This is a genomic window from Cellulomonas sp. WB94 (assembly GCF_003115775.1).
In the GTDB taxonomy this organism is placed as follows: domain Bacteria; phylum Actinomycetota; class Actinomycetes; order Actinomycetales; family Cellulomonadaceae; genus Cellulomonas_A.
The window spans coordinates 2,586,689-2,603,108 of record NZ_QEES01000002.1; the positions used below are offsets into that span (position 1 = coordinate 2,586,689).

Consider the following 16,420-nt stretch of genomic DNA (forward strand, 5'->3'; position numbering starts at 1 on the left):
GGGTGCGCGACGGGCTCGACCTGCGCCTCGTGCCGTCGGCGTGCGCGGCCTGGCTGGCCGCCACCGCCGTCGTGGTGATGTCGCCGCGGGTCGCGTGCGTGCTCGCCGCCGTTGCCGGCGCCGCCTGTGCCGGAACAGTCGCGCTCACCCGGCGGCGCGGTCGGTTCGTGTCCGTCGACGTCGAGGTGGTCGGGCCGCCGGGGATCCAGGACCGGACGGGGACAGTCGGGCGGGCCGGTGCGGTCGGGCGGGCCGGTGCGGTCCGGCAGGCCGGGGCAGTCGGCCAGGTCGTCCTTGTTCTGGCCGCGCTCAGCGTCGTGCTCGGGACCGGGGCAGCCCAGCTCGTCGCGCGCCAGGCGGGCGGCATCGCCACGCTCGCCGCCGACCGGGCCGTCGTCCGGGTGACCGGGACCGTCGACAGCGATGCTGTGCCGATCGCGAGCTCATGGCCAGGGGCCCCCGCGAGGTACCGGATCGCAGTCTCGACCCGGAGCGTGGAGGCGAGCGGTGCCGAGAGCACGTCGGCCGCACCGGTCGTGGTCCTCGGGGGGAGCGGATGGTCGGACGTGGTCTACGGCAGCCAGGTCGCCGCGTCCGGGAGGCTGGCGGCCGCCGAGCCGGGCTCGCGTGCCGTCGCGATCCTCGTCGCGTCGGGGCCGCCGACGGTACTCGCCGAACCCGGGCCGTGGATCGCCTGGGCCGCGCCGGTGCGTTCGGCACTCGTCGACATCGCATCGACACTGCCGGGGGACGCGGGCGCACTGCTCCCTGGTGTCGCTGTGGGGGACACCTCGTCGATGCCGACCGACCTCGCCGACGCGATGCGAGGAGCGGGTCTCACGCACCTGACGGCGGTGTCGGGTGCCCACTTCGCGCTCGTGGGGGCCGCTGTGCTGGCCTGCGCGGGCGCCGTGCGGCTGCACCGGCGGTTGCGGGTGGTCGTCCTCGTCGTGACACTGACCGGCTTCGTCGTGCTGGTCCATCCGGGCGCCAGCGTGCTGCGCGCCGCCGCGATGGGTGCGGTGGGCGTCGGCGGGCTCGTCGTCGGGCGGCCGGCTCGGGCGATGCCGGCGCTCAGCGCCGCGGTCGTCGCGCTGCTCGTCGCCGACCCATGGCTGGCACGAGAGATCGGGTTCGTCCTGTCGGTGCTGGCGACCGCCGGGCTGGTGCTCCTTGCGAAGCCGCTGGCGGCACGGTGGTCGGGTGCGGTCGGCACGCCGGTCGCCTATGCGCTCGCGGTCCCCGTCGCGGCACAGTGCGTCTGCGCGCCCGTCATCATCCTGCTCAGCCCGACGGTCTCGACGTACGCGGTGCCCGCGAACCTCGTCGCGGACCTGGCGGTCGCGCCCGCGACCGTCGTCGGGCTGCTCGCCGCTCTGGTCGCACCGTGGTGGCCGGCAGCTGCCGCGGTGCTGGCGGCCGTGGCGGGCGCCGCCTGCTGGTGGATCGGAGCCGTTGCGCGGACTGCGGTCGCGCTGCCGGGCGCACGGGTGGCCTGGCTGGCGGGCCCGCTCGGAGCTGCGCTGCTCGCCGTCGCGACTGCTGCGCTTCTCGCCCTGGTCCTGCGCGAACGGCCCGAGCGCTCCGACGCGTCCGTTGCCGTGGGGCGCTCCGTGCGCGAACGTGCCCGTCAGTCGGCCATGGCACTCTTGGTGCGTGCCACCCGCGACGCGATCCCACCGAACGACCGGAAGACCACCGAGCGGTGGGCCGGCTACCGGGCTCACGTGGGACGACGCACAGCTCGCGCCCGTCGTGCTCGTGTCCGGCGCCGAGGAGCTTCTCGCCGACCGGGCCGTCGACCGTCTCATCGGGCTGGCCCGTGAGCGCGACGCCGGCGTCGAGGTCACCCGGCTCGACGCGAGCGAGTATGCGGCGGGCACGCTCGGTGTCGTGACGAGCCCGTCGCTCTTCGCCGAGGACCGGGTCGTGGTCGTGGCCGGTGTGGAGCGTGCGACGGACGAGCTGATCGAGGACGCGCTCGCCTACCTCACGGCACCGCAGCAGGACGTCACGCTCGTCCTGCGCCACGCGGGAGGGCAGCGCGGCAAGAAGCTGCTCGACGCCTTGCGCGCCGGTGACGGTGTCGTCGTGGCGTGCGAGCCGGTGAAGAAGGACGCCGACAAGACGGCATTCGTGACGGCGGAGCTTCGCCGCGCGGGGCGTCGTGCGAACGCCGCGGCGGTGCGCGCGCTGGTCGACGCGGTGGGCAGCGACCTGCGTGAGCTCGCGTCGGCGTGCGCCCAGCTCGCGGCCGACACCACCGGTGCGATCGGTGTCGACGTCGTCGAGCGGTACTACGGGGGACGCATCGAGGCAACGGGATTCCGGGTCGCCGACGCGGCTGTCGAGGGGGATGCCGGGCAGGCGGTCGCGCTGCTGAGGCACGCGCTCGCCACCGGGGTCGACCCGGTGCCGATCGTGGCTGCGCTCGCGGCCAAGCTCCGCATCCTCGCCAAGGTCGCGGCGACGCGCGGGCGCGGCTCGGCGGCGGTCCGTGACCTGGGACTCGCACCGTGGCAGGTGGACCGGGCCCTACGGGACCTGACGCGCTGGACGCCCGAGTCGCTCGCGGCGGCGATCACAGCAGTCGCGCAGGCGGATGCCGAGGTCAAGGGTGCGAGCCGCGACCCCGAGTTCGCGGTCGAGCGCGCCGTTCTTCGCGTCGCGTCAGCGCGTTCGCGGTGAGGGGACGGCGGGGGCGCGCTCGAACACCATCGTCGGCTGGACGATGTTGCCCTGGAACAGCGTGAAGCCGGCGGCGGCGCACCTGTCGAGAGTCGCGTCGTCCTCGACGCGCTCTGCCACCAGGACAGCACCGAACCGTGCGGCGAGCCGGATCAGCGCAGTCCCCTGCCGGGCGAGGTCGCGGATGTCGAGCTTCACGTAGTCAGCGTGGGGGAGCAGGGCGACCTGGTCGTCGAGCCCGGCGAAGTCGTCGATGGCGATCCGGTACCCGCGAGCCCGCAGGGCCTTCACGCCCGCGAGGACCGCGGGGTCGGCCCGGACGGACTCGACGATCTCCAGGACGAGGCGCGCCGGGTCGAGCGGCAGCGACAGCTCGCCGACCAGGTACGAGCGGGTCACGTTGACGAACGCCAGGTGGTCGGCGGCGACGCTCGCGACGCCGGAACCGCCGAACACGCAGTCGAGCACCGCCGCAGTCGCTCCGTCCTGCCGCGCGGGCGTCCAGCGGTCGACCCGTACGGGCCGACGGGACGGCGCGCGGTAGAGGAACTCGTAGCCGATGGTCCGGCCGGCCGATGTGACGATCGGTTGCCGACCGAGCCGGGTGCGCCAGGTCGCGGCTGAGCTGGGCGCGCGCGGCGCCGTGTCGGCGGCGATCCACTCGACGGACGCGGACGCGGGGGCGGCGAAGGCAGGGCGGAACGGCACGCCACGGACCGTCCATGGGTCATGGCGAGCTGAGTGCCGTTCGACGGGGAGGCTGCTCACGCGACACGTCTCGCGATCCGGGCCGCGGACCTGTCCAGGACGGTGGGCGGCTCGAGCAGGTTGCCTTGCAGAAGATCGAAGCCCAGGTCGCAGCTGTGCTCGAGCAGCCAGCTGTGCTCGACGAACTCCGCGATGAGCAGCGCGCCGTACGAGCGGGCGAGCTCGACGACGGGCCGACCCTCGACGTCGAGGTCACGGACGTCGATCTTGACGAAGTCGGCATGGGGGAGAAGGAGTCGCTGCGAGGGCCGGCTGACGAACCCGGGCACGGCGATCCGGAACCCACGGTCGCGCAGGTTCCGGAGGGAGCCGATCAGCTGGTGGTCGATCTCGACGTGCTCGGCGACCTCGATGACGAGCCGGTCCGGACGTTCGGGGATCGGAAGCTCGCCCATGAGGTAAGCGCGCGGGAACCGGACGAAGAGCCACCGGCCCTGCGAGACGTCCTCGAAGTTCGTCCGCCCGAAGGTCGATCGGAGCACGTGGGCAGTGGCTCGTTCGTGCTGGAACTCGCTCCACGAGCCCGACACGAGCGGTTCGAGGGTGGGGGAGCGGTAGGAGAGCTGGTAGGCGAACGGCCGCAGCCGGTTCGTGAAGATGCCCTGTCGACCGATCAGCACGGGTTCGTGGGCGACGTGCTGGTCCCACTCGCGCTGCGCGCAGTCCGGGATCGCCGCATCGACGGCAGCGGCAAGCTGCGTCTCGGGCTCCCACCAGGACTCGTCAGTCATGTAGACCATGACACCACACGCTGTCGAACATGACACTCACCCATCTGTGTGACCCCCGGGTGAAGATGGTTCGTGTGGCGCGCGTGGCGCTGTGCGTGCGGTCGAGCGGACGGTCGGAACTCACCCGCCAAGTGCGCGACAAGTCCGTCGCCGAGCCGTCATAATATTGCTGACATCAAGTCAGTCCACTGTGACAGGAGACCTATCGTGCGCATCACCGTGAAGTCCGCAACCGCCGTCGTCCTCGCCGTGCTCATCTCGATCAGTGCTGCCACCACCTCCCAGGCCTCCGAGTACACGCCGCTCGGCGGTGCCACCGGTTGCTGCCGCGACATCATGAAGTGACGACGGGGGTGACCGCGACGAACGCGGCACTCTCGCCTGGCGTGGTGGTGGCGGGGACGTGCCCGTTCCCGCCCACCACGCCAAGTCGCCGCGTGAGATGGTTGCCTGGAGTGAATCTCGACCAAGATGCAGACATTCTCATCAGTCACAGGTACAGTGACCCAACATGACGACCATTGCTGACCGAGTCCGCCAGGGGCGGATCGATGCAGGCCTCTCCCAGACGGCCCTGGCCGGAGGGGCCTTCTCACCGAGCTACATCTCGCTCATCGAGGCCGGTCGACGCGAGCCGACCGACGCGGCGCTCGCTGTCCTCGCCGCCCGGATGGGTTCGACGGTGGAGTTCCTCAAGTTCGGTGCCGACGGCCCGAACGAGGCTCGGACCCGTCTCGAGGTCGACTTCGCCAAGCTCGACGTGAAGTCGGGCGCGGCCGCGTCGGCTCGCGAGCGCATCTCGCGTCTCGACCTCGACCGTGTGACGCACGCGCTCAAGGTGGAGGCTCTGCTGACCCTTGCCCGAGCCCACGAGGGTCTCGGTGATCTGGAGTCGTCGGTCGCCATCCTCGAGCCGCTGCTCGTCGACGCGCAGGCTCGCGGGCACCACCTCGACGCGGCGGGCGTCGCGACGGGCCTGGTCGCCTCGTACCTCGAGGCCGGCGACCTGCACCGGAGCATCGAGGTGGGCGAGCGCGTGGTCCTCGACCTTGAGAAGGCGGGCCTGTCCGGGACGGACGAGCACCTGCGACTGGCCTCGACCCTGCTCTGGGCCTACGTCGAGCGCGGCGACCTCCTGTACGCCACGCACCGCGCCTCGGAGCTGGTGCGGCAGGCCGATGAGCAGGGCACACCGCGCGGTCGGGGCAGCGTCTACTGGAACGCCGCGCTCGTCGCGGAGCAGCGTCGTGACTACGACCTCGCTCAGCGCTACACCGAACGGGCGCTGGCGCTGCTCGACGGCGGCGAGGTGAGCCGGGACGTGCCGCGGCTGCGACTCAACTACGCATGGCTGCTGCTCCGGAGCGATCCGGCAGAGCCGATCGAGGCGCTCCACCAGCTCGAGCTGGCCACTCCCGACCTTGTGGCGTCGGGCTCCGAGGTCGAGCTGGCGCGGGTCGATGTCGAACGGTCGCGGGCGCACCTCCTGCTGGGCGACTCCGACGAGGCGGAGCGGTGTGCGCGAGCAGCCATCGTCCGTCTCGGTGACCAGCCTCGTCTGGAGAAGGCAGTCGCCCAGCTCGCGCTGGGGGACGCGCTGCACACGAAGGGCGACATCGTGGCGTCGGCCGAGGCCTACAAGTGGGCAGCCGACATGCTCGGGATGATGTCCGCGAGCCGGCAGTCGGCGGCCGCATGGCGTGAGCTCGGAGACCGGCTCCTCGGCAACCGCGACATCGCCGGCGCGGCTGAGGCGTTCGACCGGGCGCTGCGGGAAGCCGGGTTCCGGCCGTCTGTCCCGGCCGCGCTGCTCGAGGCGTGGAGCGGGTCCTCGGCGAGCTGATCGCCCGGCCCCGCCGGTCGGGGCGGGTCGCACGGCGAGAAGGTCGGACAACGAGGAAGGCGTCACCCCGTAGGGGGTGACGCCTTCCTCGTTGTCCAGGGCTGCGTGTCCGGGACGTGCGCCGGTCGAAGACCGGCGGCGGACTCAGAGGCTGCCGACAGCCTTCGCGAGAGCCGACTTCTTGTTCGCTGCCTGGTTGGCGTGGATGACGCCCTTGGACGCCGCCTTGTCGAGCTTGCGCGACGCCGAGACGAGGGCGACCGTTGCGGCGTCCTTGTCGCCACCGGCGACAGCTTCGCGCACGCGGCGCACGTGCGTCTTGAGCTCCGACTTGACGGCCTTGTTGCGCAGGCGCGCCTTCTCGTTGGTGCCGATCCGCTTGATCTGAGACTTGATGTTGGCCACGTATGGACTTCCTTGTGTGTTCGCCGGGGCGATCGATGAGGTCGTAGAGGGCTTGTCCAGCCCCGGGACTTGGGCGTGGGGACACCCGCGGTGAAGAACTGGATCTGTGCCCGCCGACCTGGGCGGACACGCGAGCGTCAAGAATAGCAGCCCGGGCCGCGAAGGCCCATTCCGCGCGGGCGGGCGTGGGCCGGAGCGGGGCCGCCCAGCGCGCGCCGACCTGCAGGCACTGCGACCGACGCTAGAGCTGCGCGACGACGCGGTCGAATGTCGCCTCGTCCATGATCGCGCCCTCCCGGCGGACCGCCCCCGGATCGATGCGGAGCACGCGGTCGAGGCGAACCTCGCTGGGGCGTCGCTGTGCGTCCCACGGGCCCGCACCGACGTCGAACCAGCGACGGCCCCACCGGGCCTCGTCGGCGGCGTCGCGGTCGTGGTCCTTGCTCGAGAGCATGAGCCCGAGCAACCACCGCGCGTCCTGACCGACGACGAGCACCGGGCGGTCCTTGCCCCGCGTCGGGTCGTCCTCGAACGGGACCCAGGTCCAGACGACCTCACCGTGGTCGGCGTCACCGTCGAGGTGGGGCGCGTACCGCGGGTGGACGACTCCTGTGAAGTCGCCGGGATACGGCGACCGGTCGGCGCGTGCGTGCGGGGCGGACGAGGTCGTGCGGCCCCGGGGTGCAGCGCGCGGTGCAGCGCGCGGCCCGCTCTCACGAGCCGGGCGTCCCGCCGACGCGACCACGGATCGAAGGATCTCCGCACCCGCACGGAGGACTCGGTTCCACGTCGATTGCGCCACGTCGGCACCCTAACGACCGCGACCGTGCGACGCGACCGGCACCGGAGTGCCGGCGCCGTACGAGACCCGCCGGGGGCGGCGGGGCGTCCGACACATGCTGGTGACAAACGCGTACTAGGTTCCGGCGTATGGAGGACGTGTTCGACGACTACCCGGCAGGCGCAGCGTGGGACGAGATGTTCGACCACGTGACGGGACCTCGTCCGGCGTACAAGCAGGTCCATGCGGCGCTCAGCGGTCTGTCGTCGGCGGACCTGCGCGCACGGGCCGACACGCTCGCGCGCTCGTACCTGGCCCAAGGGGTGACGTTCGACTTCGCGGGTGAGGAGCGACCCTTCCCGCTCGACGTCGCCCCCCGCGTCCTGTCGGGTGAGGAGTGGGACCACGTCGCGCCGGGTGTCGCTCAGCGCGTGCGCGCGCTCGAGGCCTTCCTGGCCGACGTCTACGGCCCGCAGAAGGCCGTCGCGGACGGCGTCGTCCCGCGGCACCTCATCGTCTCCTCGACGCACTTCCACCGGGCGGCACGCGGGATCCAGCCGCCCAACGGCGTCCGCGTGCACGTGTCCGGGATCGACGTCATCCGCGACGAGGTCGGGCACTTCCGCGTCCTCGAGGACAACGTCCGGGTGCCGAGCGGGGTCAGCTACGTGCTGTCCAACCGGCGCGCGATGGCCCAGACGTTCCCTGAGCTGTTCGCCGCACTGCGGATCCGGCCGGTGCAGGACTACCCGCGCCGGCTGCTCGCGGCCCTGGTCGCGGCGGCTCCCTCCGGCGTCGACGAACCGACGGTCGTGGTCCTGACGCCGGGCGTCTTCAACAGCGCGTACTTCGAGCACTCGCTGCTGGCGCGGTCGATGGGCGTCGAGCTCGTCGAGGGACGCGACCTGTTCTGCGCGAGCGGCCGCGTCTGGATGCGCACGACGCAGGGCCGGCGGCGGGTCGACGTCATCTACCGACGGGTGGACGACGAGTTCCTCGACCCGGTCGCGTTCCGTTCCGACTCGCTGCTCGGCAGCCCTGGGCTCATGACGTGTGCCCGGGCGGGCACGGTGACCATCGCCAACGCCGTCGGCAACGGCGTCGCGGACGACAAGCTCGTCTACACCTACGTCCCCGACCTGATCCGGTACTACCTCAGCGAGGAGCCCCTGCTCGACAACGTCGACACGTGGCGCCTCGAGGACCCGGGTGCGCTCGAGGAGGTCCTCGACCGCCTCGACGAGCTCGTCGTGAAGCCCGTCGACGGGTCAGGCGGCAAGGGGCTCGTGGTCGGACCTCGCGCGACCCGCGCCGAGCTCGACGCGTTGCGGGCACGCCTGGTCGAGGACCCGCGCGGCTGGGTCGCACAGCCGGTCGTCCAGCTGTCGACGGTGCCGACGCTGATCGGGGACTCGCTGCGGCCCCGCCACGTCGACCTCCGGCCGTTCGCCGTGAACGACGGCGAGTCGATCTGGGTCCTGCCCGGCGGCCTGACCCGGGTCGCGCTGCCCGAGGGTGAGCTGGTGGTCAACAGCTCGCAGGGCGGCGGGTCGAAGGACACGTGGGTGCTCGGGTCGGGCATACCCCGTCGGCCTCCGGTCGTGGCGGCGGAGCTCCCCGCGAGCGTCCCGCAGACGACGGCCCAGAACACCGACCCCAACCCGAGCGGCCTGCGGGTCCAGGTCAGGCAGCAGCAGCAGTCCGGCGGCGCCCCCGGCACGCGTGCCCTGACGACCGTGCAGGAGGCACCGACGTGCTGAGCCGCATCGCCGAGTCGCTGTTCTGGATCGGGCGCTACGTCGAGCGTGCCGACGACACGGCCCGTCTCCTGGACGTCCACGTCCAGAGCCTGCTCGAGGACCCGTGGGCGGAGGAGGACACCGCCTGCCGGCTGCTCCTGTCCGTCATGGACCGGACCGCGCCGCCGCCCGAGGTGCAGGTCGGCCGCGAGGAGGTCCTCGAGATTCTGGCGTACGACCGGGTGTCGTCGTCGGCCATCGCCGGGTCACTGGTCGCGGCACGGGAGAACGCCCGCCGCGCGCGGGAGATCATCTCGACGGACCTCTGGGAGTGCCTCAACGCCTCCTGGAACCGGCTGCCCGCGGAGGTCCACCCGGCGCGGCCGCACGACTACTTCACGTGGGTGCGTGAGCGGGCCGCCGTCGTCGCAGGACTCATGGACTCGGTGACGTCGCGTGACGAGACGTGGCAGTTCATGGTGCTGGGGCGGTCGATCGAGCGCGCCGACATGACCGCGCGCCTCCTGACGACGCGCGCGCTCGCGGGCACGACGGGTCCGGGGTGGACGACCCTGCTGCGCTCGTGCGGCGCGCACGAGGCCTACCTGCGGACCCATCGAGGGTCGGCCTCCGACGAGCGGGCCGCGGGCTTCCTGCTGCTCGACCGGCTGTTCCCCCGCTCGATCGTGTTCGCGCTCGGCCAGGCCGAGGCGTGCCTCACGGCGCTCGACCCCGTCAGCGACCGCACCGGTGTCGACGAGGCGCGCCGGCACCTCGGGCTTGCGCGCACGCGCCTCGAGTACCGCCCGCTCCTCGACGTCCTGGACTCGCTGCCCGACGAGATGGAGAGCGTGCAGCGCGCGTGCTCGGCGGCGAGCGACGCGATCCGGATGCGGTACTTCCCGTCCGGTCACCTCACCAACTGGGTCGGAGAGGCGCTATGAGCCGTCTGCATGTGGTGCACACGACGTCGATCCGCTACGCGGGCCCCGTCACGGCGTCGTACAACGAGGCGCGCATGACGCCGCTCGCCCAGCCCGGCCAGACCGTGCTCGAGACGCGGCTCGACATCCAGCCGCTCACGTGGTCGTACGAGTACCGCGACTACTGGGGCAGCTCCGTCACGGCCTTCGAGGTGCTCGCGCCGCACGAGCTGCTCGTCGTGGTCGCCGAGCACCGGATCGACATCCACGAGCGGACGCCCGCCAAGGCGACGACCGGGTGGGACACGGTGCGGGGTCCGGAGCTGCGTGACCGGCTCGCGGAGTTCCTCGCGGACACCCCGACGACGCTGGCCCCGGACGAGGTCGTCGAGCTCGCCGCCAGGAACGCCCACGGTCGGGACCCGAACGAGGCCGCGACGGCGATCTGCGGCGAGCTGCGCGACGAGCTCGAGTACGTCCCGGGAGTGACAGCGGTGCACACGCCGGCGTCCGAGGCGTGGGCCGCTCGCAAGGGGGTCTGCCAGGACATGGCCCACCTGGCCGCCGGGGCCCTGCGCAGCGTCGGCATCCCCGTCAGGTACGTCTCGGGCTACCTGTACCCGAGCAGCGACGGCGAGGTCGGCGAGGTCCTCGTCGGGCAGTCGCACGCCTGGATCGAGTGGTGGGCGGGCGAGTGGCACCCGTACGACCCCACGAACCGCGTGCCCGCGGGCCCGCAGCACGTCGTGCTGGCGCGGGGAAGGTCGTACGACGACGTGGCTCCGCTGCGCGGGATCTTCGCCGGCCCCGGGACGCAGGACCTCGACGTCCAGGTCCAGATCACCCGCGAGTCGTGACGCGCCGCCTGTTCGCGGTGCGGGTCACTCCTGAAGCGCGACGAGCGGGGTCATGAGCCCCTCGGGAAGCGGCCGGCCGAAGAGCCAGCCCTGCCCGTGCTCCCAGCCGTGCGCGAGCGCGGCCGCTGCCTGCTCCTCGGTCTCGAGGCCCGCCGCGATGCCGTAGCTGCCGAGCGCCCCGACCACCGCCGCGACGGCCGCGCTCACCCGGTCGGCGGCACCGGCCTCGCCGAGCCGGGCCGTGAACGACCGGTCGAGCTTGAGACCGGTGACGGGCGCCGCGAGGGCCGACAGCAGCGCGGAGTACCCGGTGCCGAAGTCGTCCAGGAGCACGGCGACCCCCAGCCGGGCGATGCTCGCGAGCTCGGCCCGCGTGTGCTCGGTCGCCTCGAGGACCGCCACCTCGGAGATCTCGATCCCGAGCCGGCTCGGGTCGACGCCCTCCGCCTCGAGGGTCTGCGCGATCAGCCGGGCGAGATCGGGGGGGCGGCGATCGGTGTGGTCCTCGGGCTCAATACTCACCCGGCCGAGCTCGCGAGGTGACACGTTGATGTACAGCCTGCCGGGCATCTCGGGGTGCCGGGCAAGGAAGCCGACAGCCTCCCGGAGCACCCAGGACCCGACCTCGGGCGTCAGGTCGGCGTCGTCGGCGATCGCGATGAACGACTCGGGCAGGACCAGGCCGCGCTCCGGGTGGCGCCAGCGCACGAGCGCCTCGTAGCCGGAAACCACGCGCGAGGCGAGCTCGACGATCGGCTGGTAGTGCAGCTCGAAGTCGCCGTGCTCGATCGCGGCGCGGAGGTCTTCCTCGACGGACAGCCGGTCGACGGCCGCGCGACGGTGCTCCTCGCGGAACGCGACCCAGCGGCCCCTGCCGGTGTTCTTCGCGACGTACATCGCGGTGTCGGCGTCCCGCAGGACGCGCAGCGCGTCACCGCCGCCGTCGTCGACCGTCAACCCCGCGCTCATCGCCGGGAGGAGCAGGTGCCCGTCGAGCTGCAGCGGCAGCTCGACGGACGTCTGGATCCGTTGGAGCAGCTCGCCGGCCTGGTCGGCCGAGTCGATCTGCTCGAGGACGACGACGAACTCGTCGCCGCCGATCCGGGCGACCGTGTCGCCGGGGCGGACGGACGTGCGCATGCGGTCGGCGACGATGCGCAGCATGCGGTCGCCGGCGTCGTGACCGAGCGAGTCGTTGATCCGCTTGAAGTGGTCGAGGTCGGCGAAGACCACGGCGACGAGCTTGTCGTTGCGCGCGTGCATCGCGAGTGCGTGGTTGAGCCGGTCGAGGAGGAGCGAGCGGTTGGCCAGGCCGGTCAGGTGGTCGTACAACGCGCGCTGCTCGAGGACGTCCTGCGCGCGCCGCGTCGCCGTCACGTCCTCGACCTGGCTGATGAAGTGCAGAGGTCGTCCCGCCGCGTCGTGCGCGAGCGAGACCGTCAGACGAGCCCGGATGACGGTCCCGGACGGTGTCACGTACCGCTTGTCGATCTGATAGCCGTGGATGGCGCCGTCGAGCAGCAGCGCGAGCTGCTCGAGGTCGGCGTCGATGTCGTCCGGATGGGTGATCTCCTGGAAGGTGAGGGCGAGGAGCTCGGCGCGGGGGATGCCGAGGCTCTGGACCAGCGCCTGGTTCACCTGGAGGAACCGGCCGTCGAGCGACACGATCGCCATGCCGATCGCGGCATCCTCGAAGGTGAGCCGGAACCGCTCCTCGCTGCGGCGGAGCTCGTCGGCGCGCAGCCGCTCGGCCGTCACGTCGACCATCGTCATGATGAGGGCCGGTCGTCCGGGTTCGTCGCTCTCGCCGTCGGGCAGCGGGATCGGGTTCACCGACAGGCGCAGCCACAGCGGGTCGGTCGTCTCCGGCCGCAGCCCGACCACAGCGCTCGCGGGCTCACCGGTGCGGGCCGCGATCACGGACGGTCGGTCCTCATGACGGAACGGTGTGCCGTCGATCGTGGTGGCGCCACGGCCGGATGCGTCGAACCGGCCGCCGATCACCTGCTCACGGGTCAGTCCCAAGATGGTCGCCGCTGCCGCGTTGGCCTCGATGACCCGTCCGTCGGAGTCGGCGATCAGCAGGCCCTCTTGCAGCGCGTCGATCAGCACCCGGGACATGATCGGGCTGCTCGTGGCTGGGCGCGGGTCCGCGGTGCCCACCGTGCCTCCCTCGCGAACGTGAGCGCCGTGCCGGGCTCACCGGGTCCGGGGCAGCATCGTCGGCAGGCGCGCGTTCCCTTTGAGCATGCACTCACGGACGCCCTGCGGCCATGGCTCGGCCCAGAGATCGCCCGCTCGTCGGTCGAAGATCGCCCGTTCGCCACGCAGGGTTCGTCCTGTTCCCGGTTCGCCGCCCCGTCCGGTGGTCGATCGCATCCGACGCCATGGGACCATGGGGTGCCGTCCACCATCCCCCGAAGCGAAGCCGGAGCACCCCCGAGTTGTCCCCGATCCCGAGCGCCGCGGGCATGAGCCGCATCCAGCCGGCGGCCACGCCGCCCGAGCTGCTGCGGAACTTCTGCATCATCGCCCACATCGACCACGGCAAGTCGACCCTCGCGGACCGCATGCTCCAGCTCACCGGCGTGGTGGACGCCCGAGCGATGCGCGCGCAGTACCTCGACCGGATGGACATCGAGCGCGAGCGCGGGATCACGATCAAGTCGCAGGCCGTGCGCATGCCGTGGGCCGTCGAGAACGCCGACGGCGAGCTCGTGCCGTACGCGCTGAACATGATCGACACACCGGGCCACGTCGACTTCACCTACGAGGTGTCGCGGTCGCTGGCAGCGTCCGAGGGGGCCGTGCTGCTCGTCGACGCGGCGCAGGGCATCGAGGCGCAGACGCTCGCCAACCTGTACCTCGCGCTCGAGAAGGACCTGCAGGTCATCCCGGTGCTCAACAAGATCGACCTGCCGGCTGCGCAGCCCGAGAAGTACGCCGAGGAGCTCGCGCGCCTGGTCGGCGGTGAGCCCGAGGACGTCCTGCTGGTCTCCGGCAAGACGGGTGCGGGCGTCGGGCCGCTGCTCGACCGCATCGTGAAGCTCGTCCCGCACCCGACCGGTGACGCGGACGCGCCCGCCCGGGCCATGATCTTCGACTCGGTCTACGACACCTACCGCGGCGTCGTCACGTACGTCCGCGTGGTCGACGGCAACCTCAACCCGCGCGAGAAGATCGTCATGATGTCGACGCGCGCGACGCACGAGCTGCTCGAGATCGGTGTCATCTCGCCGGAGCCGGTCGTCACGAAGGGTCTGGGAGTCGGCGAGGTCGGGTACCTCATCACGGGCGTCAAGGACGTCCGGCAGTCGCGCGTCGGTGACACGGTGACGAACGCGAGCAAGCCCGCGACCCACGACCTGGGCGGCTACCGCGACCCCAAGCCGATGGTCTTCTCGGGCCTCTACCCGATCGACGGCACCGACTACCCGCTGCTGCGCGACGCCCTGGACCGGCTCAAGCTCAACGACGCCGCGCTCGTCTACGAACCCGAGACGTCCGTCGCGCTCGGCTTCGGCTTCCGGGTCGGCTTCCTCGGGCTGCTGCACCTCGAGATCGTGCGTGAGCGGCTCGAGCGCGAGTTCGACCTCGACCTCATCTCGACGGCGCCGAACGTCGTGTACGACGTCACGCTCGAGGACAAGAAGGTCGTGCGGGTCACGAACCCGAGCGAGTTCCCGGGCGGCAAGATCGTCGAGGTCCGCGAGCCCATCGTCAAGGCCACGATCCTCGCGCCGAGCGAGTTCATCGGCGCCGTGATGGAGCTGTGCCAGACCCGCCGCGGCGAGCTGGGCGGCATGGACTACCTGTCGGCCGACCGCGTCGAGCTGCGGTACACCCTCCCGCTCGCCGAGATCGTCTTCGACTTCTTCGACCAGCTCAAGTCCAAGACGCGCGGCTACGCGAGCCTGGACTACGAGGCTGCCGGTGAGCAGGCGGGCGACCTGGTCAAGGTCGACATCCTGCTGCAGGGCGAGCAGGTCGACGCGTTCAGCTCGATCGTGCACAAGGACAAGGCGTACGCGTACGGCCTGATGATGGTCGGCAAGCTGCGCGAGCTCATCCCGCGCCAGCAGTTCGAGGTGCCCATCCAGGCGGCCATCGGCGCGCGGATCATCGCGCGCGAGACGATCCGGGCGATGCGCAAGGACGTCCTGGCCAAGTGCTACGGCGGTGACATCACCCGCAAGCGCAAGCTGCTGGAGAAGCAGAAGGAGGGCAAGAAGCGCATGAAGACGATCGGTCGGGTCGAGGTGCCGCAGGAGGCCTTCATCGCCGCGCTGTCCTCCGACGCGAGCGGCAAGGACGCCAAGGATGCCAAGAAGAAGTAGCGCGCACCGATGAGCCCGGCCCTCCCCGACGGCGATCCGGCGCCCGACGACGGCGCCCTTCCCCCGTCGGCCGTCGCAGGCGCGGGCTCCCGCGCGTTCGGGGTGTACCTGCACGTGCCGTTCTGCACCGTGCGCTGCGGGTACTGCGACTTCAACACGTACACCGCGACCGAGCTCGGCGGCGGCGCGAGCCAGGTCGCCTACGCCGACACGGCCCTGCGGGAGATCGACCTCGCGGCGTGCGTGCTGGCCGGCTCTGGGCTCCCCGCGCGCCCGGTCCGGACGGTGTTCGTCGGCGGGGGGACGCCGACTGTCCTCCCCCCGGGGACCTTGCGCGGATGCTCGACGGTGTGCGGTCGGCCTGGGTGCTGGCTGACGACGCCGAGGTCACCACGGAGGCGAACCCCGACTCCGTCACGCCGTCGTCGCTCGAGGCCCTGGCCGCAGCGGGCTTCACGCGCGTGTCGTTCGGGATGCAGTCCGCGGTCCCGCACGTCCTCGCGACGCTCGAGCGGACGCACGACCCGGCACGCATCCCCGACGTCGTGCGCTGGGCGCGGGACGCGGGGCTGCAGGTCTCGCTCGACCTCATCTACGGCACGCCGGGGGAGTCGGCGGACGACTGGCGCCGCAGCGTCGAGGCGGCGCTCGCGACCGGCGTCGACCACGTGTCCGCGTACGCGCTCGTCGTCGAGCAGGGCACCCGCATGGCTGTCCAGGTACGCCGCGGCGAGCTCGAGCTGCCGAGCGGGGACGACCAGGCCGCGAAGTACGAGCTGGCCGACGACCTGTTCGCCGCGGCCGGTCTGCACTGGTACGAGGTCAGCAACTGGGCCCGGACCGATGCCGACCGGTGCCGGCACAACCTCGCGTACTGGCGGGGCGACGACTGGTGGGGGGTCGGGCCCGGCGCGCACAGCCACGTGGGCGGGATGCGCTGGTGGAACGTCAAGCACCCGCGGGCGTATGCGGCGCGGCTCGCCGACGGGCTGAGCCCGGCGGCCGGGCGCGAGCTCGTGGGGGCGGACTCGGCCCAGCTTGAGCGGGTGATGCTCGGGGTGCGGCTCGCGGACGGCCTCGCGCTCGACGCCCTGACGCCTGCCGCGCGGACACAGGTGGCCGGGCTCGTCGCCGACGGGCTTCTCGACGGACGCGCTGCGCTCGGGGCCGACGGCGAGCGCCGCGTGCTGCTGACCCGGCGCGGTCGCCTGCTCGCCGACGCCGTGGTCCGCGACCTGACCGACTGACCTGGCCGTCCCGACTGACCCGGCCGTCCCGAGCGACCTGGGTGTCCCGACTGATCCGGCTGTCCCGACAGGGCGAGGCCCCGCCGACCTGATGGTCGACG

At 72.1% G+C, this 16,420-nt stretch carries 13 protein-coding genes and 1 pseudogene; 9 read left to right on the plus strand and 5 right to left on the minus strand.

The features are described from left to right. Positions 1–2 precede the first annotated feature (2 nt). Positions 3–1,826, plus strand: coding sequence for a ComEC/Rec2 family competence protein (locus DDP54_RS13070; protein ID WP_109132100.1), 1,824 nt, complete (start codon positions 3–5; stop codon positions 1,824–1,826). Beyond that, entirely contained in the window at positions 1,756–2,688 is a 933-nt protein-coding gene (gene holA, locus DDP54_RS13075; RefSeq protein ID WP_197711396.1) for a DNA polymerase III subunit delta, read from the plus strand. The genes DDP54_RS13070 and holA overlap by 71 nt, the downstream gene beginning before the upstream one ends. Here the strand turns inward: holA and DDP54_RS13080 are convergent. Then, positions 2,671–3,396 carry an EAL domain-containing protein gene (locus tag DDP54_RS13080; RefSeq protein ID WP_242448398.1) on the minus strand — a complete coding sequence of 242 codons (726 nt, stop codon included), beginning with the start codon at positions 3,394–3,396 and terminating at the stop codon, positions 2,671–2,673. The genes holA and DDP54_RS13080 overlap by 18 nt on opposite strands. 56 nt (positions 3,397–3,452) lie before the next feature. Beyond that, a complete protein-coding gene (locus tag DDP54_RS13085; RefSeq protein WP_109132598.1) occupies positions 3,453–4,187 on the minus strand; it encodes an EAL domain-containing protein in 735 nt (244 codons plus the stop codon). Between the two features lie 207 nt (positions 4,188–4,394). Here DDP54_RS13085 and DDP54_RS18215 point away from each other — a divergent pair, with 207 nt between their 5' ends. Both DDP54_RS18215 and DDP54_RS13090 read left to right on the plus strand, forming a co-directional pair. After that, positions 4,395–4,532: a hypothetical protein gene (locus tag DDP54_RS18215; RefSeq protein ID WP_158274523.1), complete on the plus strand. Its 138-nt coding sequence runs from the start codon at positions 4,395–4,397 to the stop codon at positions 4,530–4,532. A gap of 166 nt (positions 4,533–4,698) precedes the next feature. Next, positions 4,699–6,030 (plus strand): helix-turn-helix domain-containing protein, encoded by a 1,332-nt coding sequence (locus tag DDP54_RS13090; RefSeq protein ID WP_109132102.1) that lies wholly within the window; start codon positions 4,699–4,701, stop codon positions 6,028–6,030. Between the two features lie 144 nt (positions 6,031–6,174). Here DDP54_RS13090 and rpsT read toward each other — a convergent pair whose 3' ends face one another. Further along, the gene (rpsT, locus tag DDP54_RS13095; protein ID WP_109132103.1) at positions 6,175–6,435 is read right to left on the minus strand and encodes a 30S ribosomal protein S20; all 261 of its coding nucleotides are present in this window, start codon (positions 6,433–6,435) and stop codon (positions 6,175–6,177) included. 241 nt (positions 6,436–6,676) lie between these two features. Then, entirely contained in the window at positions 6,677–7,237 is a 561-nt protein-coding gene (locus DDP54_RS13100; RefSeq protein ID WP_109132104.1) for a type II toxin-antitoxin system PemK/MazF family toxin, read from the minus strand. Positions 7,238–7,365: 128 nt separating this feature from the next. Here DDP54_RS13100 and DDP54_RS13105 point away from each other — a divergent pair, with 128 nt between their 5' ends. Genes DDP54_RS13105 through DDP54_RS13115 form a run of 3 tightly spaced genes read left to right on the plus strand, consistent with a single transcriptional unit; the run spans position 7,366 to position 10,735 of the window. Continuing rightward, on the plus strand, positions 7,366–8,976 hold the full coding sequence (locus tag DDP54_RS13105) for a circularly permuted type 2 ATP-grasp protein (protein WP_109132105.1): 1,611 nt from the start codon (positions 7,366–7,368) through the stop codon (positions 8,974–8,976). After that, complete coding sequence (locus DDP54_RS13110; protein ID WP_109132106.1) at positions 8,970–9,899, plus strand: alpha-E domain-containing protein; 930 nt, start codon at positions 8,970–8,972, stop codon at positions 9,897–9,899. Before DDP54_RS13105 ends, DDP54_RS13110 begins: the two co-directional genes overlap by 7 nt. Then, positions 9,896–10,735: a transglutaminase family protein gene (locus DDP54_RS13115; protein ID WP_109132107.1), complete on the plus strand. Its 840-nt coding sequence runs from the start codon at positions 9,896–9,898 to the stop codon at positions 10,733–10,735. The genes DDP54_RS13110 and DDP54_RS13115 overlap by 4 nt, the downstream gene beginning before the upstream one ends. A gap of 24 nt (positions 10,736–10,759) precedes the next feature. Here DDP54_RS13115 and DDP54_RS13120 read toward each other — a convergent pair whose 3' ends face one another. Continuing rightward, entirely contained in the window at positions 10,760–12,898 is a 2,139-nt protein-coding gene (locus DDP54_RS13120; protein WP_109132108.1) for a GGDEF and EAL domain-containing protein, read from the minus strand. 308 nt (positions 12,899–13,206) lie between these two features. On the opposite strand from DDP54_RS13120, the gene lepA reads away from it, so the two are divergent. Further along, a complete protein-coding gene (gene lepA, locus DDP54_RS13125) occupies positions 13,207–15,072 on the plus strand; it encodes a translation elongation factor 4 (RefSeq protein WP_109132109.1) in 1,866 nt (621 codons plus the stop codon). Positions 15,073–15,081: 9 nt separating this feature from the next. Next, positions 15,082–16,319 (plus strand): annotated as a pseudogene (hemW, locus tag DDP54_RS13130) (radical SAM family heme chaperone HemW). Positions 16,320–16,420 lie beyond the last annotated feature (101 nt).